The organism is Nocardia sp. NPDC003726 (assembly GCF_053586955.1).
Genome location: NZ_JBSFNF010000002.1, coordinates 37,716 through 62,832 on the forward strand (window position 1 = coordinate 37,716; position 25,117 = coordinate 62,832).

The 25,117-nt window shown below is 69.6% G+C and carries 30 protein-coding genes; 13 read left to right on the top strand and 17 right to left on the bottom strand.

From position 1 onward, the window contains the following. Nucleotides 1–103 precede the first annotated feature (103 nt). Nucleotides 104–1,306, top strand: coding sequence for an FAD-dependent oxidoreductase (locus tag ACWDMM_RS02620; protein WP_195077348.1), 1,203 nt, complete (start codon nucleotides 104–106; stop codon nucleotides 1,304–1,306). Between the two features lie 250 nt (nucleotides 1,307–1,556). Here ACWDMM_RS02620 and ACWDMM_RS02625 read toward each other — a convergent pair whose 3' ends face one another. Further along, a complete protein-coding gene (locus ACWDMM_RS02625; RefSeq protein WP_195077349.1) occupies nucleotides 1,557–2,348 on the bottom strand; it encodes a helix-turn-helix domain-containing protein in 792 nt (263 codons plus the stop codon). An 86-nt stretch (nucleotides 2,349–2,434) separates the two neighbouring features. Between ACWDMM_RS02625 and ACWDMM_RS02630 the strand changes: the two genes are divergently transcribed. Then, entirely contained in the window at nucleotides 2,435–2,878 is a 444-nt protein-coding gene (locus ACWDMM_RS02630; RefSeq protein WP_195077350.1) for a hypothetical protein, read from the top strand. Further along, the gene (locus ACWDMM_RS02635) at nucleotides 2,878–3,894 is read left to right on the top strand and encodes a zinc-dependent alcohol dehydrogenase family protein (protein WP_323123950.1); all 1,017 of its coding nucleotides are present in this window, start codon (nucleotides 2,878–2,880) and stop codon (nucleotides 3,892–3,894) included. The genes ACWDMM_RS02630 and ACWDMM_RS02635 overlap by 1 nt, the downstream gene beginning before the upstream one ends. Here ACWDMM_RS02635 and ACWDMM_RS02640 read toward each other — a convergent pair. Next, nucleotides 3,891–4,613, bottom strand: a complete 723-nt coding sequence (locus ACWDMM_RS02640) for an HNH endonuclease family protein (RefSeq protein ID WP_195077351.1) — start codon at nucleotides 4,611–4,613, stop codon at nucleotides 3,891–3,893. The two genes, ACWDMM_RS02635 and ACWDMM_RS02640, sit on opposite strands and share 4 nt — an antisense overlap. A gap of 583 nt (nucleotides 4,614–5,196) precedes the next feature. On the opposite strand from ACWDMM_RS02640, the gene ACWDMM_RS02645 reads away from it, so the two are divergent. Continuing rightward, on the top strand, nucleotides 5,197–6,156 hold the full coding sequence (locus ACWDMM_RS02645; protein WP_449935659.1) for a haloalkane dehalogenase: 960 nt from the start codon (nucleotides 5,197–5,199) through the stop codon (nucleotides 6,154–6,156). 65 nt (nucleotides 6,157–6,221) lie between these two features. Next, nucleotides 6,222–7,082 carry an RNA polymerase sigma factor gene (locus ACWDMM_RS02650; protein ID WP_195077353.1) on the top strand — a complete coding sequence of 287 codons (861 nt, stop codon included), beginning with the start codon at nucleotides 6,222–6,224 and terminating at the stop codon, nucleotides 7,080–7,082. A gap of 5 nt (nucleotides 7,083–7,087) precedes the next feature. Here ACWDMM_RS02650 and mmuM read toward each other — a convergent pair whose 3' ends face one another. Further along, nucleotides 7,088–7,975 carry a homocysteine S-methyltransferase gene (gene mmuM, locus ACWDMM_RS02655; protein ID WP_195077889.1) on the bottom strand — a complete coding sequence of 296 codons (888 nt, stop codon included), beginning with the start codon at nucleotides 7,973–7,975 and terminating at the stop codon, nucleotides 7,088–7,090. Nucleotides 7,976–8,024: 49 nt separating this feature from the next. Next, a complete protein-coding gene (locus ACWDMM_RS02660; RefSeq protein ID WP_323123948.1) occupies nucleotides 8,025–8,684 on the bottom strand; it encodes a phosphate signaling complex PhoU family protein in 660 nt (219 codons plus the stop codon). Between the two features lie 607 nt (nucleotides 8,685–9,291). Between ACWDMM_RS02660 and ACWDMM_RS02665 the strand changes: the two genes are divergently transcribed. Together ACWDMM_RS02665 and ACWDMM_RS02670 are read left to right on the top strand one after the other, a co-directional pair. After that, nucleotides 9,292–9,687 carry a nitroreductase/quinone reductase family protein gene (locus ACWDMM_RS02665; RefSeq protein WP_449935661.1) on the top strand — a complete coding sequence of 132 codons (396 nt, stop codon included), beginning with the start codon at nucleotides 9,292–9,294 and terminating at the stop codon, nucleotides 9,685–9,687. A gap of 379 nt (nucleotides 9,688–10,066) precedes the next feature. Then, a complete protein-coding gene (locus ACWDMM_RS02670; protein ID WP_435406543.1) occupies nucleotides 10,067–11,158 on the top strand; it encodes a calcium:proton antiporter in 1,092 nt (363 codons plus the stop codon). 42 nt (nucleotides 11,159–11,200) lie between these two features. On the opposite strand, the gene ACWDMM_RS02675 is transcribed toward ACWDMM_RS02670, so the two are convergent. Beyond that, nucleotides 11,201–11,581, bottom strand: a complete 381-nt coding sequence (locus tag ACWDMM_RS02675) for a DUF5313 family protein (protein WP_195077356.1) — start codon at nucleotides 11,579–11,581, stop codon at nucleotides 11,201–11,203. Continuing rightward, complete coding sequence (locus ACWDMM_RS02680) at nucleotides 11,578–12,069, bottom strand: MarR family winged helix-turn-helix transcriptional regulator (protein WP_195077357.1); 492 nt, start codon at nucleotides 12,067–12,069, stop codon at nucleotides 11,578–11,580. The genes ACWDMM_RS02675 and ACWDMM_RS02680 overlap by 4 nt, the downstream gene beginning before the upstream one ends. Nucleotides 12,070–12,187: 118 nt before the next feature. On the opposite strand from ACWDMM_RS02680, the gene ACWDMM_RS02685 reads away from it, so the two are divergent. Continuing rightward, nucleotides 12,188–13,189: a DUF418 domain-containing protein gene (locus ACWDMM_RS02685; protein ID WP_357104188.1), complete on the top strand. Its 1,002-nt coding sequence runs from the start codon at nucleotides 12,188–12,190 to the stop codon at nucleotides 13,187–13,189. A 1-nt stretch (nucleotide 13,190) separates the two neighbouring features. Here ACWDMM_RS02685 and ACWDMM_RS02690 read toward each other — a convergent pair whose 3' ends face one another. The 5 genes from ACWDMM_RS02690 to ACWDMM_RS02710 all read right to left on the bottom strand — a co-directional run bounded on the left by ACWDMM_RS02690 (nucleotide 13,191) and on the right by ACWDMM_RS02710 (nucleotide 17,010). Continuing rightward, entirely contained in the window at nucleotides 13,191–14,393 is a 1,203-nt protein-coding gene (locus tag ACWDMM_RS02690) for an MAB_1171c family putative transporter (RefSeq protein ID WP_449935663.1), read from the bottom strand. Nucleotides 14,394–14,395: 2 nt separating this feature from the next. After that, the gene (locus ACWDMM_RS02695) at nucleotides 14,396–14,953 is read right to left on the bottom strand and encodes an ImmA/IrrE family metallo-endopeptidase (protein WP_195077360.1); all 558 of its coding nucleotides are present in this window, start codon (nucleotides 14,951–14,953) and stop codon (nucleotides 14,396–14,398) included. Nucleotides 14,954–14,956: 3 nt separating this feature from the next. Then, nucleotides 14,957–15,346: a hypothetical protein gene (locus ACWDMM_RS02700; protein WP_195077361.1), complete on the bottom strand. Its 390-nt coding sequence runs from the start codon at nucleotides 15,344–15,346 to the stop codon at nucleotides 14,957–14,959. Nucleotides 15,347–15,564: 218 nt separating this feature from the next. Further along, complete coding sequence (locus tag ACWDMM_RS02705; RefSeq protein WP_449935666.1) at nucleotides 15,565–16,731, bottom strand: cytochrome P450; 1,167 nt, start codon at nucleotides 16,729–16,731, stop codon at nucleotides 15,565–15,567. An 84-nt stretch (nucleotides 16,732–16,815) separates the two neighbouring features. Then, nucleotides 16,816–17,010, bottom strand: coding sequence for a heavy-metal-associated domain-containing protein (locus tag ACWDMM_RS02710; protein WP_067802986.1), 195 nt, complete (start codon nucleotides 17,008–17,010; stop codon nucleotides 16,816–16,818). Between the two features lie 113 nt (nucleotides 17,011–17,123). On the opposite strand from ACWDMM_RS02710, the gene ACWDMM_RS02715 reads away from it, so the two are divergent. From ACWDMM_RS02715 to ACWDMM_RS02725, 3 genes are read left to right on the top strand one after another with little or no spacing between them, the layout of a single operon-like run. Then, on the top strand, nucleotides 17,124–17,561 hold the full coding sequence (locus ACWDMM_RS02715) for a hypothetical protein (protein ID WP_357104200.1): 438 nt from the start codon (nucleotides 17,124–17,126) through the stop codon (nucleotides 17,559–17,561). Nucleotides 17,562–17,584: 23 nt separating this feature from the next. Further along, a complete protein-coding gene (locus ACWDMM_RS02720) occupies nucleotides 17,585–17,740 on the top strand; it encodes a DUF6131 family protein (protein ID WP_086006372.1) in 156 nt (51 codons plus the stop codon). Between the two features lie 9 nt (nucleotides 17,741–17,749). Then, nucleotides 17,750–17,923 carry a CsbD family protein gene (locus tag ACWDMM_RS02725; protein WP_195077364.1) on the top strand — a complete coding sequence of 58 codons (174 nt, stop codon included), beginning with the start codon at nucleotides 17,750–17,752 and terminating at the stop codon, nucleotides 17,921–17,923. A gap of 76 nt (nucleotides 17,924–17,999) precedes the next feature. Here the strand turns inward: ACWDMM_RS02725 and ACWDMM_RS02730 are convergent, their stop codons facing one another. From ACWDMM_RS02730 to ACWDMM_RS02740, 3 genes are all read right to left on the bottom strand, one after another. Beyond that, nucleotides 18,000–18,719: a VIT1/CCC1 transporter family protein gene (locus tag ACWDMM_RS02730; RefSeq protein ID WP_195077365.1), complete on the bottom strand. Its 720-nt coding sequence runs from the start codon at nucleotides 18,717–18,719 to the stop codon at nucleotides 18,000–18,002. A gap of 50 nt (nucleotides 18,720–18,769) precedes the next feature. After that, entirely contained in the window at nucleotides 18,770–19,144 is a 375-nt protein-coding gene (locus ACWDMM_RS02735) for a hypothetical protein (protein WP_357104204.1), read from the bottom strand. A 117-nt stretch (nucleotides 19,145–19,261) separates the two neighbouring features. Continuing rightward, entirely contained in the window at nucleotides 19,262–20,335 is a 1,074-nt protein-coding gene (locus ACWDMM_RS02740) for an AraC family transcriptional regulator (RefSeq protein WP_323123947.1), read from the bottom strand. A 34-nt stretch (nucleotides 20,336–20,369) separates the two neighbouring features. Between ACWDMM_RS02740 and ACWDMM_RS02745 the strand changes: the two genes are divergently transcribed. After that, nucleotides 20,370–21,875, top strand: coding sequence for a flavin-containing monooxygenase (locus ACWDMM_RS02745; RefSeq protein WP_195077367.1), 1,506 nt, complete (start codon nucleotides 20,370–20,372; stop codon nucleotides 21,873–21,875). A gap of 12 nt (nucleotides 21,876–21,887) precedes the next feature. On the opposite strand, the gene ACWDMM_RS02750 is transcribed toward ACWDMM_RS02745, so the two are convergent. Next, the gene (locus ACWDMM_RS02750; protein WP_449935669.1) at nucleotides 21,888–22,700 is read right to left on the bottom strand and encodes a DUF1460 domain-containing protein; all 813 of its coding nucleotides are present in this window, start codon (nucleotides 22,698–22,700) and stop codon (nucleotides 21,888–21,890) included. A gap of 155 nt (nucleotides 22,701–22,855) precedes the next feature. Between ACWDMM_RS02750 and ACWDMM_RS02755 the strand changes: the two genes are divergently transcribed. Continuing rightward, on the top strand, nucleotides 22,856–23,233 hold the full coding sequence (locus ACWDMM_RS02755) for a hemophore-related protein (RefSeq protein ID WP_449935671.1): 378 nt from the start codon (nucleotides 22,856–22,858) through the stop codon (nucleotides 23,231–23,233). Nucleotides 23,234–23,272: 39 nt separating this feature from the next. Here ACWDMM_RS02755 and ACWDMM_RS02760 read toward each other — a convergent pair whose 3' ends face one another. Both ACWDMM_RS02760 and ACWDMM_RS02765 read right to left on the bottom strand, forming a co-directional pair. Further along, nucleotides 23,273–24,436 carry a sensor histidine kinase gene (locus tag ACWDMM_RS02760; protein ID WP_449935673.1) on the bottom strand — a complete coding sequence of 388 codons (1,164 nt, stop codon included), beginning with the start codon at nucleotides 24,434–24,436 and terminating at the stop codon, nucleotides 23,273–23,275. Then, nucleotides 24,433–25,089, bottom strand: a complete 657-nt coding sequence (locus ACWDMM_RS02765; RefSeq protein ID WP_357204870.1) for a response regulator transcription factor — start codon at nucleotides 25,087–25,089, stop codon at nucleotides 24,433–24,435. The genes ACWDMM_RS02760 and ACWDMM_RS02765 overlap by 4 nt, the downstream gene beginning before the upstream one ends. Between the last annotated feature and the right edge of the window lie 28 nt (nucleotides 25,090–25,117).

Genomic DNA, 25,117 nt, shown 5'->3' on the forward strand with positions numbered 1-25,117 from the left:
GCGCACCCGGCTACAAGGCTGGCAACCACAGGATAACCGGGTGGGTGGCGCGCGAGTCGGTTCGGGCAACCGAACCCGTATCGCACGAATCCTGGAGACACCCATGTCCACAACACGTACCGCCCTGGTGATCGGTGGCGGAATCGCCGGTCCCGTCGTCGCGACGGCCCTGCGCAAAGCGGGCATCGACGCCCGCGTCTACGAGGCCTACCCCGGCCCTTCCTACGGCATCGGCAGCGGGCTCGCGCTGGCGCCGAACGGCATCGCCGCGCTCGACATCATCGGGGCGGGCGACCCGGTCCGCGCGATCGCGCTGTCGGTCCGCAATATGAACATGTCCGTCGGCGCCAAGGTGCTGGAGATGCCCGGCATCCCCGATCTGCCGCCGCTGCAATTGGTCGATCGCAGTGAGCTGCACCGAACGCTGCACCAGCACGCGGTCGCGGCGGGCGTTCCGTTCGAGTACAACAAGCGCCTGGTGGACGCGCACGAGGACGAGTCGGGCGTCACGGCCAGGTTCGCCGACGGCAGCGCGGCCACCGCAGACGTGCTGATCGGCGCGGACGGCATCCGTTCACGGGTGCGCACGCTGATCGACCCGAACGCTCCGGGCCCCGACTACACCGGCATGCTCGGCTTCGGCGCGACCACCGAGTGCGACGCCGACATCCCGCCGGACACCATGACTTTCGCGTTCGGCAAGCGGGCGTACTACCTGTACTGGCCGCTCGGGGACGGGCGGGTGGCGTGGGGAGCCAACCTGCCGCACAAGGAATATCTGTCGCTCACCGCGGCGCGGGCGGTGCCGAGCGCGCATTGGTTGAAGATCTTGCGCGAGACCTACCGCGACGACACGCCGGGCGGCGAACTCGCCCGGCGCACCACCGAGGAGCAGTTGGAGGTGGTCGGCGCGCTGCACATCATGCCGCCGGTGCCGCACTGGCATCGCGGGCGGATGGTGCTGGTGGGCGACGCGGTGCACGCTCCGTCCAACAGCTCCGGTCAGGGCGCGTCGCTGGCGATCGAGAGCGCCGTGCAGCTGGCCCGCTGCCTGCGTGATCTGCCTGCTGCGGAGGCGTTCGCGGTCTACGAGCGCTTGCGGCGCGAGCGGGTGGAGGGCGTCGCGGCCCGCGCCGCGAAGATCAACCACAGCAAGACGCCGGGGCCGGTGGGGCGCAAGGTCATGCAGCTGCTCATGCCGGTCATGGCCAAGACCGTGATGAAGCCGGAGAAGACCATGGGGCCGGAGCAGCGCTACCGGATCGATTGGGACGCTCCCGCCGAGCGCGAACTCGCGTCGGTCTGAGTCGGCTGGTAGGTCCCGCGGGTTTCGCCACCCGCGGGGCCTGTCGACGGCTGGACAGCTCTTGTCCGGCTCGCCGCCGACTTGCGGACAGTGGTTTCGAAATCGTCGCGCCCCACTCCGATTCGGAGTCGTTCGCGGCGCTGATGGAACCGGCATCCGCCACCGCATCTGCGGCGCGCCGCCCGTGTCTCCCCGCACGTCGAGCCGGTGCGTCCGCCGCCGAGCGGGCGGCACTGGTGAGCGTGAGCGGTCAGTAGCGCGTCGCGCGGTCGCGCAAGATCCGCGCGGTCTGCTCGTCGCCGGGCAGGAACGCCTCCAGTTGCAGCTCGGCGAGCGTCACGTCCACCGCGGTGGCGAACGAGGTGAGCGTGGTGATCAGGCGCAACTCCCCGTCGGCGCTGCGCAGCCGCAGCGGCACCGCGAAACCCAGATGGTCCGGACCCGGCTCGGCTTGCGGCAGATAGGTCTCCAGTTCGTCTATGAGCTCGTCCAAGACGGGATCGGGGTTGCGGGCCATCCGGTTGCGCAGCGCCTCGGTGACATGCCGTCCCCATTCCGGCAGGTTGACCACGCGGGCGGCCAGGCCGTCCGGGTGCAGCGCCAGCCGCAGCACGTTGACCGGCGGTTCCAGCAGCCATGGGGCTGCGCCCTCGGTGAGCACGCCGAATGCCGCATTGGCCGCGAGCAGCACACCGTGCGGCCGGACCACCAGCGCCGGGTAGGGCAGGTGGCCGTCCAGGATCGCCCGCAACGCCGCCAGCACCGGCGCCAATGCCTCGGTGTCCAGCGCCGATTCGGGGAAGACCGGCGCGTAACCCGCGGCGAGCAGCAGTCCGTTGCGCTCACGCAGCGACAGCTCCAGTGATTCGGCCAGTCGCACCACCATGGTGCGTCCGGGGCGCGAGCGGCCCTGTTCCAGAAAGCTCAGATGACGCTGAGTGGTGTCGGCGCGGATCGCGAGATCCAGCTGGCTGACCCGGCGCAGCGTGCGCCAATGCTTGAGCTGCCGGGCGAACCCGGTGGACTCGGCCGCCGTCGTCATGGCAGCAGTATCGGGCGTCGGGCGGCGGGCTCGCCATACCTTGCGGGGAATCGCACAGGCGTCGAAGGACGGCAAGACTTCGCCGCATGAGCAAGACACTCGATGAGCAGGAACTGTCCCGATTCGCCGAACGCTACATCGCGCTGTGGAACGAGCCGGACGCCGAGGCCAGGCACGAGCGCGTCCGGCAGCTGTGGGCCGAGGACGGCGCCCAGGTGCTGGTGGATCCGCCGCAGGCGATGCGGGAGGCGCTGGCCCGGTTGTCCTTCCCGATCCCGACCGTGGAGATCCGCGGTTACGAAGCGCTGGACCGGCGCGTCGATCGCGCCTACGAGGAGTTCGTCGCCCCTGGTGACCACATGTTCGTCCCCGAGGGGCCCGCGATCCGCCTCTCGGTGAACCTGATCGGCCTGACCTGGCATATGGTGACGAAGGCCGACGGGGCGGTAGTCGGCGGCGGATACGACGTCATCGCGCTCGACGACGCGGGCCGGATCCGGTGGGACCACCAGTACATCGGCGTCGCCTGATGACGGCCGTCGCCTACCATCTCGACCCCTCGCGCGGGGCGGGCGCGCTGACGGCCGCACCGCAGGAGATGCCGGTGCCCGGCCCACGTCAAGTGGTGATCCGGGTGCGGGCGGCGTCCCTGAATCGTCGCGATCTGATGTTGCTGGACGGGACCTACCCGCTGCCCGCGACGCCTGGCGTCGTCCCGCTCAGCGACGGCGTCGGCGAGGTGATCGCCGTCGGCGAGAAAGTGACGCGCGCCGCGGTGGGCGACCGGGTGACCGCCACCTACTTCGTCCGCTGGATCGACGGCCCGCAGCGCCGAGCGCACGTCCTCGAGCAGTACGGCGCGACGTATCCCGGCATGCTCGCCACTTACGCGGTGCTGGAGGAGGATTCGGTGGTGCACGTGCCCGGCCACCTCACCGACGTGGAGGCGGCCACGCTCACCTGCGCGGGGGTGGTGGCGTGGGCGGCGCTGAGTACGCCGCTGCCGGCGCGGCCGGGTGAGACCGTATTGACCGTCGGTAGTGGATCGGTGGCGCTGTTCGGCGTGCAGCACGCGAAAATAATTGGCGCCGACGTCATCTCGGTCACGTCGAGCGCCCGCAAGGCCGAGCGGTTACGCGCGCTCGGCGCCGACGAGGTGATCGATCGCAGCCGGACGCCGGACTGGGAGCTTGCCGTGCTCGACCGCACCGGCGGCGACGGGGTGGAACACGTCCTCGACGCGGTGGGCATGCCGACGCTGGCGAAATCAGTGCGGTCGGGCGGATACAACGCGCGGATCACCATGATCGGCGCGATGCCCGCCGCCGACCCGCCCGCGGGCAGCCCGTTCGGGACGTCGTATCTGTCCATCCGCCGCATCGCGGTGGGCAGCCGGACGCATTTCGAGGCGATGAACCGAGCGATCATCGCCCACCGGATGCGCCCCGTCATCGACCGCGTGTTCGCCTTCGAGGAAGCCGAAGCGGCCTACCGGTACTTCCGCGCCGGGAATCCGTTCGGGAAGGTGGTGATCGAGTTTCCCTAGGGGCAGGCGGCGAGAATCCTTGCCATGGCGTCCTTCTCGGCCGGGGTGACCCAGAGCTGGTAGGCCGTTTTCACCTGGATCTGCCTGGTCACGTAGGCGCAGTGGTAGCCATTGCTCGGCGGCAGCCATTCGGCCGCGTCGGAGTCGCTCTTGGACTGGTTGGTCGGGCCGTCGACGGCTTGCAGGTTCATCGGGTCGTTGGCCAGGTCGCGGCGGCGTTCGGCGGAGAGTTTCTGCGCGCCTTTCTGCCAGGCGTCCGACAGCGCCACGACGTGGTCGATCTGCACGTCGTCGGAGGACTTCGTGCCGCGCTTGAAGTCGATGGTCTTGCCGGTGTAGGGGTCGGCCAGCCTTCCGGTCGCGACAATGCACTTGCCCGACTTGAACGTCACGTCGGTCATATCGCGCTGAAGGATGTCGTTGCGGGTGTCGCAGCCGTTGTTGCCGCCGGGCACCGAGACGTTGTCCGACCAGGGCGGTCCGAATTCATCGCGGCTGTAACCGGTTTTGGGCGCGCGGTCGGCCACGCGCAGCGAGTTCAGCAGCGCGAGCGCGTCGCGCGAGGGAATCGGGGCAGGCGCGTCGGCGCAGGCTCGCCCGCCGGAACCGCAGCCGGAGGCCGCGGAATCGCCGGGCGGAACGGTGGTGCAGGAGACCAGTCCGAGGGAAGTCGCCACCATGACGCCGATCAGAGCCAGCCGTTGCACTGTGGACTTCATCGAACTTCCTAACGCCGCATCCACTTGGAACTGTAACCGGCGTCAAGGTATCCAGTGGCGAGGTTCGCACAACCGAACGGCGCGTATGAGATTCGGCACAGCGAACCTCGCAGCACGGCGGCGAGGCCCGAGAACGGGGCCGCCCCCGAATCGCCGTGCCGGCGCCGATTCGGGGGCGGTTTATCACGAGCAGGCCGGTGGAGCCGCGCGGTTGTGCGGATGGTTGTCCACTCCGAAGGCCGCACTGGGACGACACCACGGGGCTGATGAGGGGGAGGTCCCGAGGTGTCGAGCCGCGCCTGCTCCGGGCACGCTCGTGATGATCAGGGGTGATCGATGTCCGGCGGGCGCCGGTGACCAGGGAAGCCGTCCTCCGGTTCCAGCACGCATCCGCTCCGTCTCGATCCCGCTTGATTCTACGTACCAAGACAGTAGATAGCCGCCTCGCGAGTTGGCAAGTTCGTTCGGACGGTCCGGAAAATTTCTCAGCCGATCTTCAGTTTCGGCCATGCAACTACTGCATGAGTACGGATGTGCCCCAGGTTCGCCGGTCCCGCGCCGATCGGTTTCAGGGCCTGTGACGATGCTCACTTCGTCCCCGGTCACAGGCGGCGGTTTTCGTGTGTCCAAACGGGTGCAGGCGAAAAGCCGGACCCGAAAGGACCACATCATGCCTACCGTCGACGTCATCGATTCGTTCATCCACTACCGCGACAGCGGTGCGGGCGAGATCCCGGTCGTGTTCCTGCACGGCAATCCGACCTCCTCGCATCTGTGGCGCAACGTGATTCCGCACGTCGCCGACCGGACCCGGGTGCTGGCGCCGGACCTGATCGGCATGGGGGAGTCGGGGAAGCCCGACAGCGCCTACCGTTTCACCGATCACGCCGCCTACCTCGATGCCTGGTTCGATGCGCTCGGACTGGACCGGGTGGTGCTGGTGGGGCACGACTGGGGCGGCGCGCTCGGCATGGACTGGGCCGCTCGGCATCCAGGTCGCGTGCGCGGCATCGCGCTGATCGAGACGTTCCTGCGGCCGATGCGCTTCGACGAGTTGCCTCCGCTCGGCGCCGAGTTGTTCCGGAAGTTCCGCTCCGCGGAAGGGGAGCGGATGATTCTGGAGGAGAACATGTTCATCGAGTTCAACCTGCCGAAGGGCGTCGCGGACCTGTCGCCGGAGGATCACGACGTGTACCGGGCGCCGTATCCGACGCCGTCCTCGCGCAAGCCGCTGCTGGTGTGGCCGCGAGAGTTCCCGCTGGACGGCGAGCCCGCCGACGTCGTGGCCCTGGTCCGGGACTACGGCGCTTGGGCGGCCGCGACGCCAGAGGTACCCAAGTTGCTGATGGCGCTGGAGGACGGTGTGGGGCTGGGGTCGGCGGAGGTGATCGACTGGGCGGCGAGCACCTTCGCGAGCGCGGAGGTCGCGCCGATCGGCCCGGCGGGCCACCACGCGCCGGAGGACCGACCGGACGAGATCGGCCGGGCGGTCGCGCAGTGGCTCGACCGGCACGCCCTGGCCGGGGCCGCCGCTCGCGCGTGACAGCGGCCGCGATGTGATTCCGGCGGTGCTTGCGCCGACCGCGGCGCGGGCCGAAAGATGGCCGGATGAGCACCGAACAGCAGCAGGCCGCGGCGCGGGAGAAGGCCATGGTCGCCCGCGCGGTCGCGGGCGACCGGGACGCCGTCGCGCAGGTGGTGCGCCTGTTGCAGGATCCGCTGTACCGGCTGGCGCTGCGCATGGTCTGGCGGCCCGCGGAGGCCGAGGACGCGACCCAGGAGATCATGGTGCGCGTCCTCGATCATCTGCACACCTGGCGAGCCGAGGCGAAGCTGCTCACCTGGGCCTACCGCATCGGCGTCAACCACCTGCTGAATCTGCGGCGGCAGACTCCGCAGGAGGCCGCGGAACTGAGTTTGGACGCCTACCGGGACGGGCTGGCCGACGGACTGTCGGAAGCGGACTATCGCGGACCGGAAGCGGTGCTGCTGACCGCCGAGGTGCGGCTGACCTGTAGTCAGGGCATGCTGCAATGCCTGGCCAGGGACGAACGGATCGCCTTCGTGCTCGGCGACGTGTTCGAGCTGAACTCCACCGAGGCCGCCTGGATCCTCGACATCACTCCCGCCGCATACCGGAAGCGGTTGGAGCGCGCCAAGAAACGACTCGGGAACTTCCTGAACGCGACCTGCGGCCTGGTCGATCCGGCGGCGTTCTGCCGCTGCTCGCGCCGGGTGGACAAAGCGCTCGCGCTGGGACGGATCGATGGGAGCCGTCCGGTGTACACACGCCATCCGGTCAGCCCGGGCGGACGCACCGCGGCCGAGGCCGAACGGCAGATGATCCGGCTGCACGACGCGGCGTCGGTGCTGCGCGCGCATCCCGACTACGCCGCCCCGCAAGCGAAGATGGACGCGATCGCCGCACTGCTCGGCTCGGGTCGTTTCCCCATGCTCGAGGAGAAGTGAAGCGATCAGCCCCGTGCTTCGGCCTCAGGCGGGTTGCCCCTCAGTTCCCTTGCCAGGCGGGCGATCCGGTCGGGACCGACGCGGCAGCATCCGCCGATGATCCGGGCGCCTCGGGCGAACCAGTCGCTGGCTTGTCCCGTTGTGAACCGTGCGGGTCCGCTCCAGCGGTGGCGCACCGCGTCCCAGTCCTCACCACTGTTCGGGTAGGCGACCACGGGTTTGCCTGTGCCCGCGGCGAGTTCCACCGCGGCGGCGACATCGGCGGGGGCGCAGCAGTTCACCCCGATCGCGACGATCGAGTCCGAGGCCGCGGCCACCGCGAAGGCGTCGGTGAGCGGTTGCCCGGCCCGGGTGCGCGTACCGTCGATGGTGTAGCTCAGCCATGCGGGCACGCCGAGATCGTTCACCACGTCGACCAGCGCTTCGGCTTCGTCGATGTCGGGGATCGTCTCCAAGGCCAGTAGATCCGCGCCCGCCTCTGCGAGCACCTCCATGCGCGGCCGATGCCAGGCGCGCAGTTCGGCCACGGTGCGTCCGTAGCGGCCACGGTATTCCGATCCGTCCGCCAGCGCGGCGCCGTAGGGACCGATCGAGGCGGCGACCCATCGGCGCCGATCGCCGGCGCAGGCGTCGCGGGCCGCGCAGGCCAGCGCCACGCCACGCCGCCACAGCCGCACCGTCTGCGTCCTGGCCAGCCCGCGCGCGGCGAAACCGTCGAAAGAGGCCTGGTAGGTCGCGGTGGTCGCGATGTCGGCGCCCGCCAGGAAATAGGCTTCGTGCACGGCCCGGATCGCGGCCGGATCGTCCACGAGCAGGCGGGCCGACCACAGCGCGCCGGACAGGTCGTGGCCGCGTGCTTCCAGCTCGGAGGCCAACCCACCGTCCGAGATCAAAGCCCCCGCCGCCGGGCCGAACAGCACGACTCCACTGTAGAACGCGGACTCACTCGTCGTCGGCGGGCTGGGCGGTCGGGGGCACCCCGGTGTCGAGGAAACGAATGAGCCGCTCGATGCGCGCGGTGTGATCGGCGCAGCGTTCCAGGTGGTGTCCGAGCAGCGCGATATCGATCGCGACCTCGGTGGCCGGTTGGGCGGACGGGTCGCGCAGCGCGGCATGCAACTGCTGGTGCAGCGTGTCCATCGAATCCGCCTGCGTCTCCTGCTCCGGCAGCGGGTGCTGGCCGGCGACGGCGCGCCCGGCCAGGGCCGTGCGCTCGGCCGCGAGCTTGCCCATCGCGGCCAGGATGTCCAGGATGGGTTGCTCGGCAACGTGCCCCGGGTGACTCTGATACACCTTGTCGGCGACCCGGCTGGCGAGCCATCCGATGCGCGACAGCTCACCGGCGATCTGGATCGCGGTCACCACGTGGCGCAGGTCGCGGGCCACCGGCGCTTGTAATGCCAGCAGCACCACCGTGCGCGCCTCGCACGCGCCGTAACTCTTCTGCAGCTGCTCGTCGAGAGCGAAGACCTCGTAGGTCGCGGTGAGGTCGGCGTCGACGAGCGCGTCGGTGACGCGCTCGACGGCGTCGTGGGCCAGCGTGCACATCTGCGTCAGGTCGTTGGTCAACGCGATGAGCTCGGCAGTGAACTGGGTGCGCACCGCCAAATTCTCACCTATCGACCGGCGCGGGGTCGATTCCTTGCCGGATGTTCTTCGGTAACGACATCGCCTCGGCTCGCCCGCGCGCGATCGCGCAACCGGGCGGCCAGCGGGAATCGCGGGTTGTCTCGCGACCCAACTTCGGTTTTCGGCCGCTGGAGCTCTCCCATGACGGTGGGTCAGCCCGATATTATCGGGCGGACCACGTTGCGCTGCAATAGTTTCCGCAACACTGGGCGATCGTCGCGAACATGTGCCTGACCGGGCAGCGGCCGCTCTCGCGTGGTTCCGCTGCATAGGGAGTGAGCGCTGCGCGTGCTTACGGTCGAGAGTGCCGAGATATATTGCCGGAATGGGCGATCGTGTCGCGCGTCACATTGTGGCGTTGCCGCATACGGCTACTCGTCCGGTTGCTCACCGCGTGCCCTGCCCGGCCCGAACCGATGCGGCGGAGGGTCGATACTGCGCGACGCGATGGGGGAGTGTTTGCGTTCCGGTTCCTATCGGCGCCTCGGCCGGTCGCATCCGGATTCGTGCGCTGGTCAACGCCCGAATCGCGCGTGTCGCGCAACCTGCCGACGGGTGCGCCCGGTGTTACGGTCGCCGCATGCCGAACTTGCGCGATATCCAGCATCGGGTGGTGACGACGTTCCAGCGCCGACTGGGCAATCCGATCCTCAGGACGCTGCCCGGCCAGACTCTCCTGGAGACCACCGGCCGGGTCAGCGGGCAGCCACGGATCACGCCGATCGGTGGGCGAAAGGTCGGGCGGGAATTCTGGCTCGTCTCCGAGTTCGGCGAGCGTTCGCAGTACGTGCGGAACATCAAGGCGAACAACCGGGTCCGGCTGCGCCTGCACGGACACTGGCACACCGGTGCCGCGCACCTGCTGCCCGACGACGACCCGCGCGCCCGGCTGGCCTCCTTGCCGCGCGGCAACAGCGCGGCCGTCCGGTTGGTCGGCACCGACCTACTCACGCTACGCATCGATCTCGACGACTGAGCGGCGGTCACGCATCCCGCTCCGCGAGTGGCGCACCACTGTGCGGCCCTCTCGCGATTCGACACAGCCATGTGCCACTCGCGGGATCCGCTCGGGGTGGAGAGCGCGGCCATGGGTAGGGGCGGAGCGATCACGCGGAGTAGGACGTGAGTGATAGTCCAACGGCCGCCGTTGGATTCGTGTGTTCGGGATCACCGTGCGCGTGTCGTGGCCGAACCGCGCTACAGGGTTCGTCGGGCTGATCGAACAGACATCAGTGGATTTCGTCGCTGGGGGCTGGTGGCCCGCTTTCGCACATCGTGCCTGGATAAGCGAGTCGGAGGCGGGGCTGTTGGTCACCTGACCGGGATGCGGATAATTTGCTGGGATCATGGGGGGCATGATCCGTGTGTTGATCGCTCGCTGGACCGTGCTCGTACCGTTGCTCGCCGTCGTCGCTCTCGTGGCTACTTGGGGCCGGAGTCTGCCCGGGGTCGCGGTGACGATCGTGGCGGTGGCGCTGATCGGGGCGGTGCTCTCGGCGGTGCACCACGCGGAAGTGGTGGCGCGCCGCGTCGGTGAACCGTTCGGCTCGCTGGTGCTGGCCGTCGCGGTGACCGTTATCGAGGTCGCGCTCATCCTCACCTTGATGACCCAGGGCGGCGACAAGACCGCGACCCTGGCGCGCGACACGGTGTTCGCCGCGGCGATGATCACCTGCAACGGCATCTTCGGTCTCTGCCTTCTGGTGGGGGCCCTGCGCAGGCGCGTGGCGGTGTTCAACGCCGAAGGCACCGGCGCGGCGCTGGCCACCGTCGCGACGCTGGCGACGCTCAGCCTCGTGCTGCCGACCTTCACCACGAGCAAGCCCGGTCCGGAGTTCTCGCCCGCGCAGCTGGCCTTCGCGGCGGTGGCCTCGCTCGCGTTGTACGTCTTGTTCGTGATGGTGCAGACCGTGCGTCATCCGGACGACTTCCTGCCGGTCGAAGCGGACGGGGTCGTCGCGGAGGACGACGAGGGCGTCGAGCCGCCGACGGTGCGCGACGCCGTCACCAGCCTCGGCCTGCTGCTGGTCGCCCTGGTCTGTGTGGTGGGGCTGGCGAAGGTGGTCTCGCCCGCCGTCGAATCGGCGGTCCAGTCCGCGGGTCTGCCGCAATCGGCGGTGGGCGTGGTGATCGCGCTGCTGGTGCTGCTGCCCGAGACGATCGCCGCGGTGCGGGCCGCGCGCCGCGACCAAGTGCAGATCGGTCTCAATCTGGCGCTGGGTTCGGCCATGGCGAGCATCGGCCTCACCATTCCGGCGATCGCCGTGGCCAGCATCTGGCTGGACGGCCCGCTGGTGCTCGGCCTGGGCGCGACCCAGATGGTGCTGTTGGCCCTGACCGTCGTGGTGGGCGGCCTGACGATTGTTCCGGGACGGGCGACGCTGCTGCAAGGCGGCGTCCATCTGGCCGTCTTCGCGGCCTTCGTCGGCCTCGCCGCCAGCCCCTAGGCGCCCAGGTGGTCGTAGCGGCGGGTTCCGTGGACGTGCCGCTCAGTGCGGGTGCTGAGCCGCGTACCTGGCTCGTTCCACGGCCCGGCGCTGGGCACGCCGCGAGTTCTCCAGATCGGCGGGCAGGCCGTGCTTCGCCAGCCGGTGCGCGCGGTTCATCGGCATGAAGGCGACGGTGTAGAACAGGGCCAGCAGCAACGCGAGCAGGACCATCGCGCCGCGCAGCCATAATTCGCCGGGGAACAGCAGGAACGCCGCGAACAGCGGTGTGAACGGCACCATGCCGCGCAGCACGTGCCGGGTGGCGGCGAACCTGCCGGTGAGGTCGTCGCGCACCCACTCGCGCATCGAATCGGGCAGGCGGCGGCCGAAGGCGTAGCCGATCCACTGGATCGGTCCGGGCCGTCGTCGCTCTCGGGTCATGACCGGGCTCCTCGGTGGGGGGACGGGGGATCGGGCTCGGCGAGCACCGACCGGCGGGCCGCCTCGTTCACCCGGGTGAGTACTTCGCGCAACTGCTCGAGGTCTTCCAGGGTCACGCCGAGGCGTTGCACGACGGCGGGCGGTATCCGCTCGGCCTTCGCGCGCAGTTCGGCTCCGGCCGGGGTCAGGTTCACCACCAGGTTGCGTTCGTCCCGGCTGTCGCGTTCGCGGCTGATCAGCCCGGCGGCTTCGAGGCGCTTGAGCAGCGGGGACAACGTGGGAGAGTCCAGCTGGATGGCCTCGGCGATCGCTTTCACCGACATCGGCGCCTCGCCCCACAGCGCGAGCATCACCAGATACTGCGGGTGGGTGAGCCCGAGCGGCTCGAGCAGCGGACGGTAGACGGCCAGCACCGCACGATTGGCCACGGCCAGCGCGAAGCACACCTGCCGGTCCAAGCGCAGCGGGTCCTCGATCTCGGTCTCCATCGGCACCTCCTTGTCCGGACTCCAAATTAGCGCATGAATAGTTAGTGCGTTAATCAATGTGGGCGACATCTCGGCGGAGATCCCGGCTCCCGCGCCGACGCTGGTTACCGTGAGATCCATGCACCACGACGCGGGTCCGCTACGCATCCCCGAACTCGACGCGGTTCGTGGGTTCGCGCTGTGCGGCATGCTGGTGGTGAACATCTGGCGGATCACCGGCATCCCGGCGACCGACGAATCGGGCGTGGTGCTGCCGGTCCGGCACGTGCTGTCGGTGGTGTTCGAGGGGCGGTTCCTCCCGATCTTCGCGTTCCTGTTCGGGATCGGCTTCGCCTTGCTGCTCGACAGCGCGGCGCAGCGCGGCGAGCGGCCACGGTTGGTGCTGATCCGCCGCTTGCTCGCGCTCGGAGTGATCGGCCTGGTGCATCAGCAGTTCCAGCCGGGCGAGGCCCTGCTGCCGTACGCGCTGGCCGGGTTGGCGATTCTGCTGCCCGCCTCGGCGCTGCCGAACTGGGCGGTGCTGCTGGCGGGCTTGGCAGGGACCTTCGGCGTCGCGCTCGCTCTCGGCGGCGGGCTGGCCCTCACCCCGGGGTTGTTCCTGCTCGGACTGGCCACCGCCCGTGCCGGGATCGTCGACACCCTCGACGAGCGGGGCTGGCAGATCGCCGCGGTCTTCGCCCTCGCCCTGCCCGCCGCGATAGTGGCGGGCAGGTGGGAATACCGCACTCCGTATCTGGAACAGTGGTCCATCCCGTCTCTCGCCGTCGCGGGTCTGCTGGGTGCGCTGGCCTATGTCACCGGGCTGCTGCTGTTGCTGCGCATCGAGCCGGGCGAGGTGCTGGCGGAGGTGTTGCGGCCGCTGGGCCGTCTGGCTTTGACCAACTACGTCGGCGCCACCGCCGCGATCCTGCTCGCCGCGCCGCGTCTCGGCCTGTCCGGCTCCGGCAGCTACGCGGCGGTTCTCGGGTTGGCGGTCGGAATCATCGCGATGCAGGCGGTGTGCAGCGCGGTATGGCTGCGGTTGTTCGAATACGGACCGCTGGAATGGGTGTGGCGCTGCGTCACCTGGTGGACGGTGGTGCCCATCCGGCGCACGCGCGTGCCCAGCCGCCCGTACTGACTCAGCGCGGGGCGGTCGGATCGCCGGTGTTCTGCAGCTCGGCCAATGTCGCGGAAACCAATGGCCCCCGGTCGAAGTGGGCGGCGACCGCGACCAGCCATGCCAGCTCGGCGGCCAGCGTGGGTCGGCTCGGTTCGCGGAACGACTGATCCTCGCCGGTGGGCGGCAGACCGAGCCGGTGCGCTCGCAGCGCCGCGGCGATGCGAGCGGCCTCGATCGCGGCGGCCCTGTCGCGCGCCGGGATCGCCAGTTCGCCGGCCAGTCGTTCGGCGATCGCTTCGGCCTCGGCGGACAGGTGCGGCTGCAACCGCAACAGCCAGTCCCGGATCTCGATCACCCGGCGGTACAGGCGGTCTCGTGCCGCCGCGCCGTGCCGATCCGGCGGATGCGCCAGTTCCGGGTCCACTTCGCGCAGGGCCAGCCACAACGGGCGCAGCCGCGGCAGCGCGCGCAGCCCAGCGGTGGCGTCCAGCAGCCATGGCGCCAGCGAGGGGCACAGGTAGCCGAGCAGCATGACGGCGGCGCCCAGGCTGGCGAACGCGGGCGCGATGTCGGTGTTGAGGCGGCGCAGATCGATCCCGGCCCAGGCCGCGGCGATCGCGATTACCTTGCCCGCGCTGTAGCCCAGCGCGACGGTGCTGCCGAGCGCGAGCAACCGTAGGCCGCGGCGCAACCAGATCCGGTCGACCTCGCCCATCCAGCGGCGGCACAGCACGATGATGCGGACCAGCGCCGCCGAATAGACCGCGAGGTAGACGCCGAGAAAGGCCACTGCCAGCGGCACTTTCGCGTAATGGTGGTCGAAGTCGGTGGGATGACTCTCGTCGTGCGCCGGCGCCGCCGCGAACAGTGCCGCGAGCACCAGGGGCACGAGCACCGGCAGGACCAGCACGCGCCGCGCCGCGCGGGCGTCCGGTTCCCGGTCGGCCACCATGAAGCCGGTCCAGACCACCTGGGCGAGCACCGCGCTCGCGATGGCCCCGTACACCACCAGCGACGCCAGATTGGGCACGCCGGAGACGTCATCGATCCAGGTGTAGATCCGCGGCACGGCCGCTTCGAACCCGATGCCCGCCGCCAGGACGGCGAACGCGACCGCCCAGCGAGCCGGACTACCCGGGTTACGCAGGGCCAGACCGGTTCGCCACAGGAACGCCGCGAAGGCGAGGACGCCGACGCCGCCGTACACCAGCGCGAACCACATGCTCAGTCCCGGCCCGGCCCCAGCGCGTCCAGCAGCCTGCGTGCGGTGACCGGCGCGGAATCGGGCAGCACCCACTCCTCCCGCGCCGTCCACTGCGTGATGTGGTGGGTCATCAGCATGTTCGCGATGTGCTCGGCTTCGCGCTCCTGTGGCTGCGCGTAGCTGGTGCGCCCCAGCATGCGCCGCACGACCGCGGGATCGATGTTCGGCGCGAGCAGCCGCACCGCTTCCACGCCGCGGACGTCGACGGTGCGGTGCCCGGCGAGCAGGTGGCCGAGCTCGTGACAGACGATGTGGTCCTGATGCACCTTCGAGGTGTTGCGCTGGTAGGCGATGAAATCGATCGCGTCGGTGACCAGCAGGCCGCCGGTGAGCCCGGTGACCGGGAAGTTCTCCGGGCGAAGCCGCAGCGGCCGCGCACGACGCCCGGCGACCGCCTCGGCCAGCTCGCCGACGGTGAACCGGCCGGGCAGCCCCAAGGCGCGCAGCTCCCGGCGCAGCCAGCGACGATCCAGCACCGGCTGGTCACCTCCGTCCTTGCTCCAAGCCGCGATCCGCATCGCTCACTCGTTGTGCTCGTTCTCGATGCGCCGCAGGACTTCCAGCATCGCCAGCACCGATTCAGCGCGCACCGTACCCTGCCGCAGCCCGTCGCGCAGCACCAGCTCGAGCACCTCGTGTTCGGCATTTCCCTTGAGCGCGTTGATCAACGCCAATTCGCTGCCGCGCGCCGCCGCCAGCCGCGGGTCGGTGAACGGGTCCAGGCTGTCGAGACCGAAGTAACCGCGGAACACCTCCAGCGTCTCGTAGGACGGGTTCACCGCCTGCCCGGTGCGCAGCTTCCAGAGGTAGTTGGCGGACAGGCGCGCCCCGGTGGTGCGGTGGATGTCCTCGGCGAGCGCCCGGTGGGTGATCTCCTGGGGTCGCCCGTCTTTGCCTGTGGGCGGGTGCATTCCGTTGATGAGCGTGTTGAGAGCCCGTGTGAACGGGTGTAAGTCCTCCCCCATGTCAGCGTGTCTCCTGTGGTTGACAGGGTGTGTGGCGTAGATCATACTCGTCCCTGCTCCGTCGGCGCATGCCGGTGTGATCGCCCCGGACGGGGTCGCGATCACGAGAGGCCCGGTATTCGAGAGCGGTAGCAGGTGGGGCGATCATCGTCGCTCGCCCCATCTCATCGGAGTCTCACCGGCAGCGTCACCGGTCCACGATGGCGGAAACCGGAGCGCCAGACGATCTCTCGTTCGTCCACCGCGAGCGCCGCGTCCGGCCACCGGGTGAGCACGTGATCGAGAGCGGCCGCGGTGACGGTGTGCACCAGCGCATTGCCCAAGCAGGCGTGCATGCCGTACCCGAGGGCGAGCTGGTCGCCACGCTCCCTGGCGAGGTCCACTTCGGCGGGGCGGTGGAAGATTTCGGGATCATGGTTGGCCGAGGCCAGGCACAGCAGCACCGTCTGCCCGGCGGGGATCGTCGTCGCGCCCACGACCAGGTCGGTGGTCGCGAAACGCGGTCCGGCCAGCACCTGCGGGGAAAGGTAACGCAGCATCTCGTCCACGGCGGATCGCTTGTCGCCCATGGCCTGCCACGCCTGCCGCTGATCCGGACGGCCGAGCAAGGTGAGCACAGAACCGGCGATCAGGTCGGCGAGCACTTCGTACCAGACGAACAGCAGGTAGAACAGCAGTCCGGTCAGCTCGGCGCCGGTCGGAGACCCGGCGGAAAGGTGCGCGGCCACCCAGCGGCCGAGCACCGTGTCGGCGCGCTGCGCCTGCGCGGTGGCCTCCGCCATGATCGCGAGCATGGCGGCGAGCGTGTCGCGGGCGCGCGGTGGCGATGCCGAGGGCAGCAAGGTCGAATTCGCCCAGCCGCGCAGGCGTTCGGCGGTAGGGCCGTCGAGGCCGAGCAGTTCCGCGAGTACGGCTGCGGGAAGCGGCACCGCGAGTCGTTCGACCATATCGACGGTCTCGCCCTGAATACCGTCCCGCAGTAGGGAATTCACCAGCCGGGGAGCGCGGTCGGTCCACTCGGCCAGTCGGCGTGGCGACAGCTCGGCGGTGATCAGGCTGCGCAGCCGTGCGTGGTCGCCCGGGGCGGCGCTGAGCATCAGGTCCAGGGGCGGCGGCACCGGGAAACCGCGGTAGTCGTCCCCCTTCGCATACCGGTCTCGGGTGGACAGCCGCTCGTCCAGCAGACCCGCCCGCACGTCGCGGTAGCGGGTCACCAGCCAGGCCGGTGGTCCGTCGGGCGTGCGAACGCGGTGCACGCCGTCTTCGACACGCAGCCGCTCGAGCGTGGGCCACGGGTTGCGGGCGAAGTCGGAGTCGAACACATCCCTCACCCGGCCATCATCCCGCACCGGATCGAAGGGAGCCCGCGCCCGCCGAGGCGGGCCGGTGTTGGTCCTCCGGCCCTGCCGGCCCGATCAGGAGGCGGCGGCTCCGGTCTGCCGGATCGCGTCGAGGACCTCCCCGTAGGTGAGCGTGGTCGAGTTCACGAGCGCGCGCTCCGAGGCCACGTCGATGTCGACCGAATCGATACCGTTGACGCCACGCAGCGACGATTCGATCGCGGACGCGGACTCGCGGGTGACGTTGTGCAAAGTAACCGTGTACGTCATGGGAATCGCATAGACGGATTTCCCTCGCTCAAACTTTCCTTTTTGTCCCGTTTGATCGCTGGGACCCCGGGAATTGCGGAGTTGTCAAACGACTCGACGCAACAGGGATTGCCATGATCATCATCATCGGGCTCATCGCCTTGATCGCGGCCGTGATCATCGGAGTTGCCGCGGTCGTCGGTAACACCGGCTCCGCTCAGCAACTGACGAGCGATTTCGCGGTATTCGACTACCACTTCCACGGTTCCACCGGAGCGCTGTTCGGCTACGGCGTCACGCTCGGTGCGATCGGGATGCTCGGACTGGCCCTAGTCCTGTCCGGCGCCTGGCGGGTCACCCGTCGCGGCGTGGTGGCGCGTCGTGAACTCGCACAGTCCCGCCGCGAGATGGCGGCGGTGCGGCGTGATCTGAAGGCAGGCACCGCCGCACCGGTGGAGCGGGTTCCGCAGGAGCCGGCTTGGCGGCGGTGGTTGGGCACACGCGGTTCGGGTACTGCTCGCACCGATCGCGGCGCCACGGTATCGACCTCGAAACCCGTGACCGCGAAATAATTGAGAAGAAAAGGAATACGACAATGATCATTCTCGGCCTCATCCTCTTGGTCCTGGGCTGGCTGCTCGGTATCGGGCTGCTCACCACCGCGGGCATCATCGTGCTGATCATCGGGCTAGTGCTGCTCGTGGCCGGTTCGGTGGGCCGTCCGGTGGGTGGCCGCCGCTGGTATTACTAGGAATTCCTCATGAAGTTCGACGATCGCCTCGCGCACCGAGTGCAAGCGAGCAGGGGCAGCGTGAAGAAATTCCTCGGCCGAGCGACCGGTAACTCCCGGCTGGAGGCCGAGGGGCGGCGGGAGCAGGCCCGCGGCAATCTGAAACGCGCCGCCGACAAACTGCGGGACGCTTTCAAGCACTGACCGCACACCGCACGCCGGTGCCGGGGGAAGGACGATGGCCTTCCCCCGGCACCGGCGTGTTCGCGTTCGGCCTCGGTCAGATTCCGGCGACGCCGGCGAGCTGCCCGATGCCGTAGGTGACGCCCATCGCCAGCGCGCCGCCCAGCACCACCCGCACCACCGCCCGGCCACGGGAACTCCCGCCGAGCCCGGCGCTGACCGACCCGGTGAGCGCCAGCGCGGCCAGCACGGCGGCGAACGTCACCGGGATGCGCGCGGTGACCGGCGGCAGCAGGATGGCGAGCAACGGCAGCATGGCGCCGAGTGTGAAGGCCACCGCCGAGGACAACGCCGCTTGCCATGGGTTGGTCAACTCGGTGGGATCGAGGCCCAATTCCGCCTCCGCGTGCGCGGTGAACGCGTCGTGCGCGGTGAGTTCTTCGGCGACCTTGCGCGCCGTTTCCGGCGTCAGTCCCTTGGCCTGGTAGATCCCCGTGAGCTCGATCAGCTCGTAATCCGGCTCGTCGCGCAACTCCCTGCGCTCTTTGGCCAGCAGGGCCCGCTCGGAATCGCGCTGCGTGCTCACCGAGACGTATTCGCCCACCGCCATGGAAATCGCTCCTGCCGACAGACCCGCGATGCCGGCGGTGAACAAGGCCGGTGTGTCGGTCGTCGCCGCCGCGACGCCGACGACCAGACCCGCGGTGGACACGATGCCGTCGTTCGCGCCGAGCACACCCGCGCGCAGCCAGTTGAGCCTGGACGCGAAGCCGTCGCCGTGCGGTTCGTGCGGATGTGCGTCGGTCGTGTGAGCCATGAGAAGCACACTAATCACCGCCGCGCCGCGCGAGTGCCGACCGCGACGGGCTAGCCGCGGGGGTGGCGGGGGACCGCCATGGGATGCGGCACCATCGTGCGGTGGATGATCTGCAGGATCAGCAGGAACAGCATCGCCAGCGCGGCGGTGACGAGATCCCCTACCAGCACCGCCAGTACGGCGAACGCGCCGAACACGGGAAATTCCAGCACCGCGCACCAGCGCAGGATGCGCAGCCGTCTGGCGTTGGCGGACAGCCGCTGCACACCGTCGTCGATGATGGTCAGCGCCGTCTCGTAGCGCACCATGCCGTCGCCGACCTGGACGAACATGTGCACCGCCTGGTCGCGGCTGAGTTCGCCGAGCCAGGCCCGGTCGATCAGCCGCTTGCCCTCCTCGGCGACCTCCTTGATAACCGCGTCCATGCGGCCCCCTTCCCAGTCGATCGGAGATTCTAGCGACCGAATCGCGGCTTCCCAGCGACGATTCGAACGCCGCCGGCCGCGCCGGATCGCCGCGAAATCGTCCCGGATGCCGTTCTGTCACCCGAAAGTGTCGTGCGGCTGGCCGCTTCCGTGCGCCTCCGCGCGGCGCAGGGCGGTAGGCGTTGTGCCCCACCACCTTCGGGCGCAGCGGGTGAAGGTCGCCTGTTCGGAGAGCCCGATCAGCGAGGCGACCTGACTCATCGGCATGTCCGTCGTGGCGAGATACCGCCGCGCCGCGTCCCGCCGCACCTCGTCCAGGATCTCGGCGAACGAGGTGTGCTCGGCGGCGAGACGGCGCTGCAAGGTGCGCGGATGCACCGTCAGCAGCCGTGCCACCGCGCCGATCTCGGGCGCGGACGTGCCGAGCAACTGCTGCACGGCGGCGCGCACCTGCGGGGCGAGCGCCGCCGCCGCGTCACCGGACTGCTCGGCGAGAAAGGCCATCGCCAGCCGGTGCAGGTTCTCGTCACCGCCGGTGAGCGGCCTGCTCGCCAGGCTGCTCGGCACCCGCAGCGCCGGGAACGGCCGCCCGGCGCGCACCGGGGCGCCGAAGAATTCCTCGTACCGGGCGAGCGCCGCCTCGGGGCGATAGGGCAGCTCGACCGAGCGCAACCCGTACCTGTCGTCCACCAAGCGCTGGATGGTGCGATGCACGAAGGCCAGGCCCAGGTCGGTGCCCTGGACGGGTGTGGGAAGTCCCGGGCGCACGCCGTAGCGCAGCGCGATCACGCCGCGGTCCCCGTACGGGTCCGGTTCCAGCGTCAGGCTCAGCGACCGCGCGTGCAGGAACAGATAGCGCGCCGAGCACTCCAGCACATCCGCCAGCGACGGCGAATTCCGGATGGCCAGCGCCAGCGGGCCGAGCATGTCCAGATCCTGCCGCTGGGAGATCCGCAGGCCCAGGTCGGGGCAGCGCAGCTGGTGCGCGGCCAGTTCCAGCACGGCCGCGACCCGCTCGTCGGGTACCAGCAGGTCGTCGGCGTCCAGGGCGGCCACCGGCAGGCCGCATGCCGAGGCCAGCGCCTCCGCGTCGCCGCCCAGTTCGGCCACGGTCGCGCGAAAGCCGCGCAACCCCGCGGAGCGAATCACCGACATGTCGTCGAGGATCAAATAGTTGTCGCGCAAAGTCAAGAAAGCGACCCCATCGGGCTCGCACACTGGAGACATGACGCAGACCGATGCAGCACCGGAACACCTCGATGTCGTGATCGTCGGCGCGGGACTATCCGGTATCGGCGCTGCCTACCGGTTGCAGACCGAGTGCGGGGGCAAGACCTACGCCGTCCTGGAAGCCCGCGACTCGCTGGGCGGCACCTGGGATCTGTTCCGCTACCCCGGCATCCGCTCGGACTCCGACATGTTCACCCTCGGCTACCCGTTCAAGCCCTGGCGGGACGCCAAGTCGATCGCGGACGGTCCCTCGATCCTGCGCTACATCACCGAGACCGCGACCGAGAACGGCATCGACCGGCACATCCGTTTCCGCACCAAGGTGCTCGCGGCCGATTGGGACAGCGCCGCCGCGCGCTGGACTTTGACCCTCGAGCGGCGCGACGCGTCCGGCTCGCCCGAAACGCACACGCTGACCTGCGGCTTCCTCTACGCCTGCGCCGGGTACTACGACTACGACCAGCCGTACGCGCCGGAATTCCCGGGCATCGCGTCGTTCACCGGCCAGGTGGTGCACCCGCAGTTCTGGCCCGAGGACTTCGACTATCGCGGCAAGCGGGTCGTCGTGATCGGCAGTGGCGCGACCGCGGTCACCCTGGTCCCCGCGATGGCGGAGCAGGCGCAGCTGGTGACCATGCTGCAACGGTCGCCGACCTGGATCAGCGCTGTCCCGGGGCGGGACAAGGTGGCCGACCGGATCCGCGAACTGCTGCCGCCGCGTCTGGCGCATCGCCTGATCCGCACCAAGAACATCCTGTTCGGCATCGGCTTCTACCAGTACTGCCGTCGCCGTCCGGAAGCGGCGCGCAAGCTGCTCACCGGCCTCACCACCCGCATCCTGAAGGACGAAAAGGCCGTCGCGGAGCACTTCACGCCCAGCTACAACCCCTGGGACCAGCGTCTGTGCGCGGTCCCGGACGCGGACTTCTTCAAGGCCATGAAGAAGGGCAAGGCCGAGGTCGTCACCGATCACATCGACACCTTCGTCCCGGAGGGCATCCGGCTGAAGTCCGGCCGGGTGCTGGAAGCGGACATCGTGATCACCGCGACCGGGCTGCAACTGCTGGCCTTCGGCGGCATCGTGCCCAGCGTCGACGGTGTGCGGGTCGACTTGTCCGAGCAATTCGTCTGGCAAGGGGCCATGCTCACCGGCGTCCCGAACTTCGCCGTGTGCATCGGCTACACCAACGCGTCGTGGACGTTGCGCGCCGACCTCACCTCCCGGTTGGTCTGCAAGGTGCTCAACCACATGGATCGCAAGGGCTACGCCGCTGTGGTGCCCGAGCCGCGTGGCACGCTCGAGGAGCACCCGCTGCTGGATCTGGCCTCCGGTTACATCCAGCGCTCCATCGGCGACTTCCCCCGTCAGGGCGGCCGTCATCCGTGGAAGGTGCGGCAGAACTACTTGCTCGACTCGGCCACCACGCTGCGCACCGACCTGGGCAAGACGCTCACCGGGACGCCGAAATCGGCCGTCCGGCGGCCGGCGCCCGTCGCCTGACCCGCGGCGCGGTCAGCGCGCCCGCAGGACGACGATGCCAGGGGTCGACCGGACGTACTCGGCGAAGGATGAATCCACCACCTTGTCGTTGCCGGCGAGCGAGGACGCGTTGCGGAAGACCGGGCCCGCGTCGGTCATGACGAAGATGCCGACGTGGGTGACGTCCAGTCCCGGTTGGTCGGCGTAGGCGCCGATGTAGTCGCCGGTGCGCAGCCCGCTGACGACGTCCTGGCCGACGGCGGCGCTGGGAATGTAGGTGATCGCGCGATCGACCACGGGCAGCCCCGGCAGATACGTGCCGCCGTCGGCTTTCGCGTTCAGGTGCCGGGTGACGGTCACCGCGGCGGTGCTCAACGTCGCCGTGATGTCGGTGGCCGCGATCTCGGGAACGTGCGCCCAGTCGGTGAAGAAGTGTTTGCGCTGCTGGAAATCCACGCGGCCACCGGCGTAGCGGGTGCGGATCAGGTTCGTGGTGAACTGGTCGCGGTCGGTGGCCGCGGTGAGCGCTTGGACGTAGTCCAGGAAGGTGAAGCAGTCCACCCGGCGCAGGTCGACGACCAGTTGTTCGGGCCGGGTGGCCGATCCGACGAGCATGTTCGCGCCGTAAGGCGTGCCGAGGAAGCGGCGCGACAGCAGTTCGATCAGCTCCGCCTTGCTCGCCGAGGCGGGCGCCTGAGCGCGCAGCGACAGCAATTCGTCGAGCTTCTTCGCGGTCACGTCGTCGAGGTGCACGGCCTGCGGCGTGCCGAGCGCCACGGCCGGGGCGCAGACCGCAGCGCAGGCGAAGGCCACGAGGGCGAGCAGTACACGAGCGATGGTGCGCAAGACGCCTCCAGCAGCGGGAATCGGTAGATCCGTACACGACAGCGACCCCAACGGTAGTTCGGCGGCACGACCTAGCGCCGTCCAAACAGCCTTTCTGGTGGACTGACGCCGGGTCACGAGGTGGCCCCACGTCCCCACCGAAAGGGTTATCCGACATGACGAGAATCGTTCGAGCCACCCTCGCCCTGGGCGGTCTGCTCGCCGCGGGTGCGCTGCTGGTTCCGGCGACCGCTTCCGCGCAGCCGCAGCCGGGCGGACTGCTCGAGACGACGTGCAGCTTCGCGCAGATCGACGCCGCCGTGCACGCCCGATTCCCCGACGCCGCCGCCCGGCTCGACGCCCACCCGGACCGGAAGGCGAAACTCCAGGAATTCCTGAGCCTCCCGGTCGAGCAGCGCAAGCAGCGCGCCAAGGAGTTCCTGGACCAGCACCCGCAGGCCAAGAGCAGGTTCGAGGAGCGCAGGAACTCGCCGGAGGCGCAGCAGCACCGCGAGAAGTTCCGCGTCATCGCCGACACCTGCCACAACTACTGAGCACGGTACGGGCGAGGTGTCGGACTCGCCCGTCCTGCGCTACTCCCGCGCGCGAGGGAGGTCGACGGTGACGGCCAGACCGCCCTCCGGCCGGGCCGTCGCGTGGACGGTGCCTCCGTGGGCGTGGGCCACCGAGCGCACGATCGACAAGCCGAGCCCGGCGCCGCGGGCCTCGGAAGCGGCCAAGCGCTCGGCGGTGGACAGTCTGCGGAACGGCTCGAAGAGACTGGCGACCTCGAACGCGGGCACCCGGGGGCCGCTGTTGGCCACGGTGAGCACGGCGCGGTCGCCACTCGTCGTCGACCGGATGGTCACCCAGCCGTTCTCGGGCAGGTTGTAGCGCACGGCGTTGTCGAGCAGATTGTGCACGAGGCGTTCCAGCAACAGCGGATCTCCCTGCACGGGAGCCGGTTCGAGATCGGCGGTGATCTCGGCCCCTGGCCGCTCGGCCCAGGTCCCCACCGCGTCGGCGGCGATGTCGGCGAGGTCGGCGCGGCGGTGTTCGGTCAGCCGCTGTTCGCTGGTGGCCAGTACCAAGAGGCCGTCGATGAGTCGTTCGTGCCTGCGGTTGACCTCGAGGAGCGTGGCGCCGAGCCTGCGGGTGGACTCGGGCGCCTCGGGGTCTTCCAACGCCACCTCGATCAGCGTCCGGTTGATGGTCAGCGGTGTGCGCAACTCGTGGGAGGCGTTCGCCACGAATCGGCGCTGTCCGTCGAAGGCGCGGTCCAGCCGTTCCAGCATCGCGTCGAAGGTGTCGGCCAGGTCCTTGATCTCGTCCTGCGGACCGTCGAGGGCGATGCGCTCGTGCAGGCTGGTGTCGGCAACGCGCCGCGCGGTCGCGGTGATCCGCTGCAACGGATGCAGGGCGCGTCCGGCCAGCAACCAGCCGAAGCCACCCGCGGCGATGCCCACCGCGCCCAGGGATACCAGCGACCACATCAGCATGGCGCGCAGGGTGTCGCGCCGATTGCGTTGGGCCTGCTCGCTGAGCGCCTTGAAGAGTTCCGTGGAGATCGGGGCCCGGTTCCGCTCCGCCCGCTCGATGAGATATTCGCGCACCACTTGCTGCGCACCGCCGCCGGGCCGCCGCTCCAGCGACTGGTTGAGGTAGAAGTACGTCAACGCGATCAGCACCGCGCCCGCCAGGAAGAACGCCGTCGCGTACAGCAGCGTCAGCCGCAGCCGGATCGTGCGCCCGCTCATCGGATCCGGTAGCCCACGCCGGGCTCGGTCTCGATCAGCCGCGGGTCGCCCAGTTTGCGCCGTACGTTCATGATCGTGTACCGCACCACGCCGGTGAACGGGTCGATGTGCTCGTCCCACGCCTTCTCCAGCAGTTGCTCGGCCGAGACTACGCCGCCGTCCGCGCGCAGCAGTTCGGCCAGCACCGCGAACTCCTTGCGTGACAGGGTGACCGGCTCGCCGTTCCTGGTGACGGCGAACCGGTGCTGGTCGAGCCGGATGCCGGAGCGCTCCAGCACCGGGGGAGCGGCGCTGCGCGCCCGCCGCCCGAGCGCCTGGATTCGGGCGACCAGCTCGGCGAAGGCGAACGGCTTGGTCAGATAGTCGTCCGCGCCGAGCCCCAGACCGGCCACCCGCTCCGCCACGGCGCTCGCCGCCGTCAGCATCAGGATGCGCGCCGCGCCGCCGGACGCCACGAGCGTGCCGCACACCGCGTCACCGGAGACGCCGGGCAGATCGCGGTCGAGTACCACCACGTCGTAGTCGTGCACGCCGGTACGCTCCAGCGCCGCGGCGCCGTCGTACACCACGTCGACCGCCATGGCATGCCTGCGCAGGCCGTCGGCGATCGCGTCGGCCAGCAATTTCTCGTCCTCGACAACAAGCACCCGCACCCCGCCATCGTGCCCCTTCCGCTGTTGG

Coding starts and splice junctions, on each gene's coding strand:
- ACWDMM_RS02645 (WP_449935659.1), top strand. CDS start 5,197: ATGCTCACTTCGTCCCCGGTCACAGGCGGCGGTTTTCGTGTGTCCAAA.
- ACWDMM_RS02650 (WP_195077353.1), top strand. CDS start 6,222: ATGAGCACCGAACAGCAGCAGGCCGCGGCGCGGGAGAAGGCCATGGTC.
- ACWDMM_RS02760 (WP_449935673.1), bottom strand. CDS start 24,436: ATGAGCGGGCGCACGATCCGGCTGCGGCTGACGCTGCTGTACGCGACG.
- ACWDMM_RS02625 (WP_195077349.1), bottom strand. CDS start 2,348: ATGACGACGGCGGCCGAGTCCACCGGGTTCGCCCGGCAGCTCAAGCAT.
- ACWDMM_RS02730 (WP_195077365.1), bottom strand. CDS start 18,719: ATGGCTCACACGACCGACGCACATCCGCACGAACCGCACGGCGACGGC.
- ACWDMM_RS02690 (WP_449935663.1), bottom strand. CDS start 14,393: ATGTGGTTCGCGCTGGTGTACGGCGGCGTCGGCGTCCTCGCCTTCGCG.
- ACWDMM_RS02695 (WP_195077360.1), bottom strand. CDS start 14,953: ATGCGGATCGCGGCTTGGAGCAAGGACGGAGGTGACCAGCCGGTGCTG.
- ACWDMM_RS02640 (WP_195077351.1), bottom strand. CDS start 4,613: ATGAAGTCCACAGTGCAACGGCTGGCTCTGATCGGCGTCATGGTGGCG.
- ACWDMM_RS02665 (WP_449935661.1), top strand. CDS start 9,292: ATGCCGAACTTGCGCGATATCCAGCATCGGGTGGTGACGACGTTCCAG.
- ACWDMM_RS02715 (WP_357104200.1), top strand. CDS start 17,124: ATGATCATCATCATCGGGCTCATCGCCTTGATCGCGGCCGTGATCATC.
- ACWDMM_RS02680 (WP_195077357.1), bottom strand. CDS start 12,069: ATGGAGACCGAGATCGAGGACCCGCTGCGCTTGGACCGGCAGGTGTGC.
- ACWDMM_RS02620 (WP_195077348.1), top strand. CDS start 104: ATGTCCACAACACGTACCGCCCTGGTGATCGGTGGCGGAATCGCCGGT.
- ACWDMM_RS02755 (WP_449935671.1), top strand. CDS start 22,856: ATGACGAGAATCGTTCGAGCCACCCTCGCCCTGGGCGGTCTGCTCGCC.
- ACWDMM_RS02630 (WP_195077350.1), top strand. CDS start 2,435: ATGAGCAAGACACTCGATGAGCAGGAACTGTCCCGATTCGCCGAACGC.
- ACWDMM_RS02700 (WP_195077361.1), bottom strand. CDS start 15,346: ATGCACCCGCCCACAGGCAAAGACGGGCGACCCCAGGAGATCACCCAC.
- ACWDMM_RS02745 (WP_195077367.1), top strand. CDS start 20,370: ATGACGCAGACCGATGCAGCACCGGAACACCTCGATGTCGTGATCGTC.
- ACWDMM_RS02725 (WP_195077364.1), top strand. CDS start 17,750: ATGAAGTTCGACGATCGCCTCGCGCACCGAGTGCAAGCGAGCAGGGGC.
- ACWDMM_RS02675 (WP_195077356.1), bottom strand. CDS start 11,581: ATGACCCGAGAGCGACGACGGCCCGGACCGATCCAGTGGATCGGCTAC.
- ACWDMM_RS02685 (WP_357104188.1), top strand. CDS start 12,188: ATGCACCACGACGCGGGTCCGCTACGCATCCCCGAACTCGACGCGGTT.
- ACWDMM_RS02635 (WP_323123950.1), top strand. CDS start 2,878: ATGACGGCCGTCGCCTACCATCTCGACCCCTCGCGCGGGGCGGGCGCG.
- ACWDMM_RS02670 (WP_435406543.1), top strand. CDS start 10,067: ATGATCCGTGTGTTGATCGCTCGCTGGACCGTGCTCGTACCGTTGCTC.
- ACWDMM_RS02720 (WP_086006372.1), top strand. CDS start 17,585: ATGATCATTCTCGGCCTCATCCTCTTGGTCCTGGGCTGGCTGCTCGGT.
- ACWDMM_RS02735 (WP_357104204.1), bottom strand. CDS start 19,144: ATGGACGCGGTTATCAAGGAGGTCGCCGAGGAGGGCAAGCGGCTGATC.
- ACWDMM_RS02710 (WP_067802986.1), bottom strand. CDS start 17,010: ATGACGTACACGGTTACTTTGCACAACGTCACCCGCGAGTCCGCGTCC.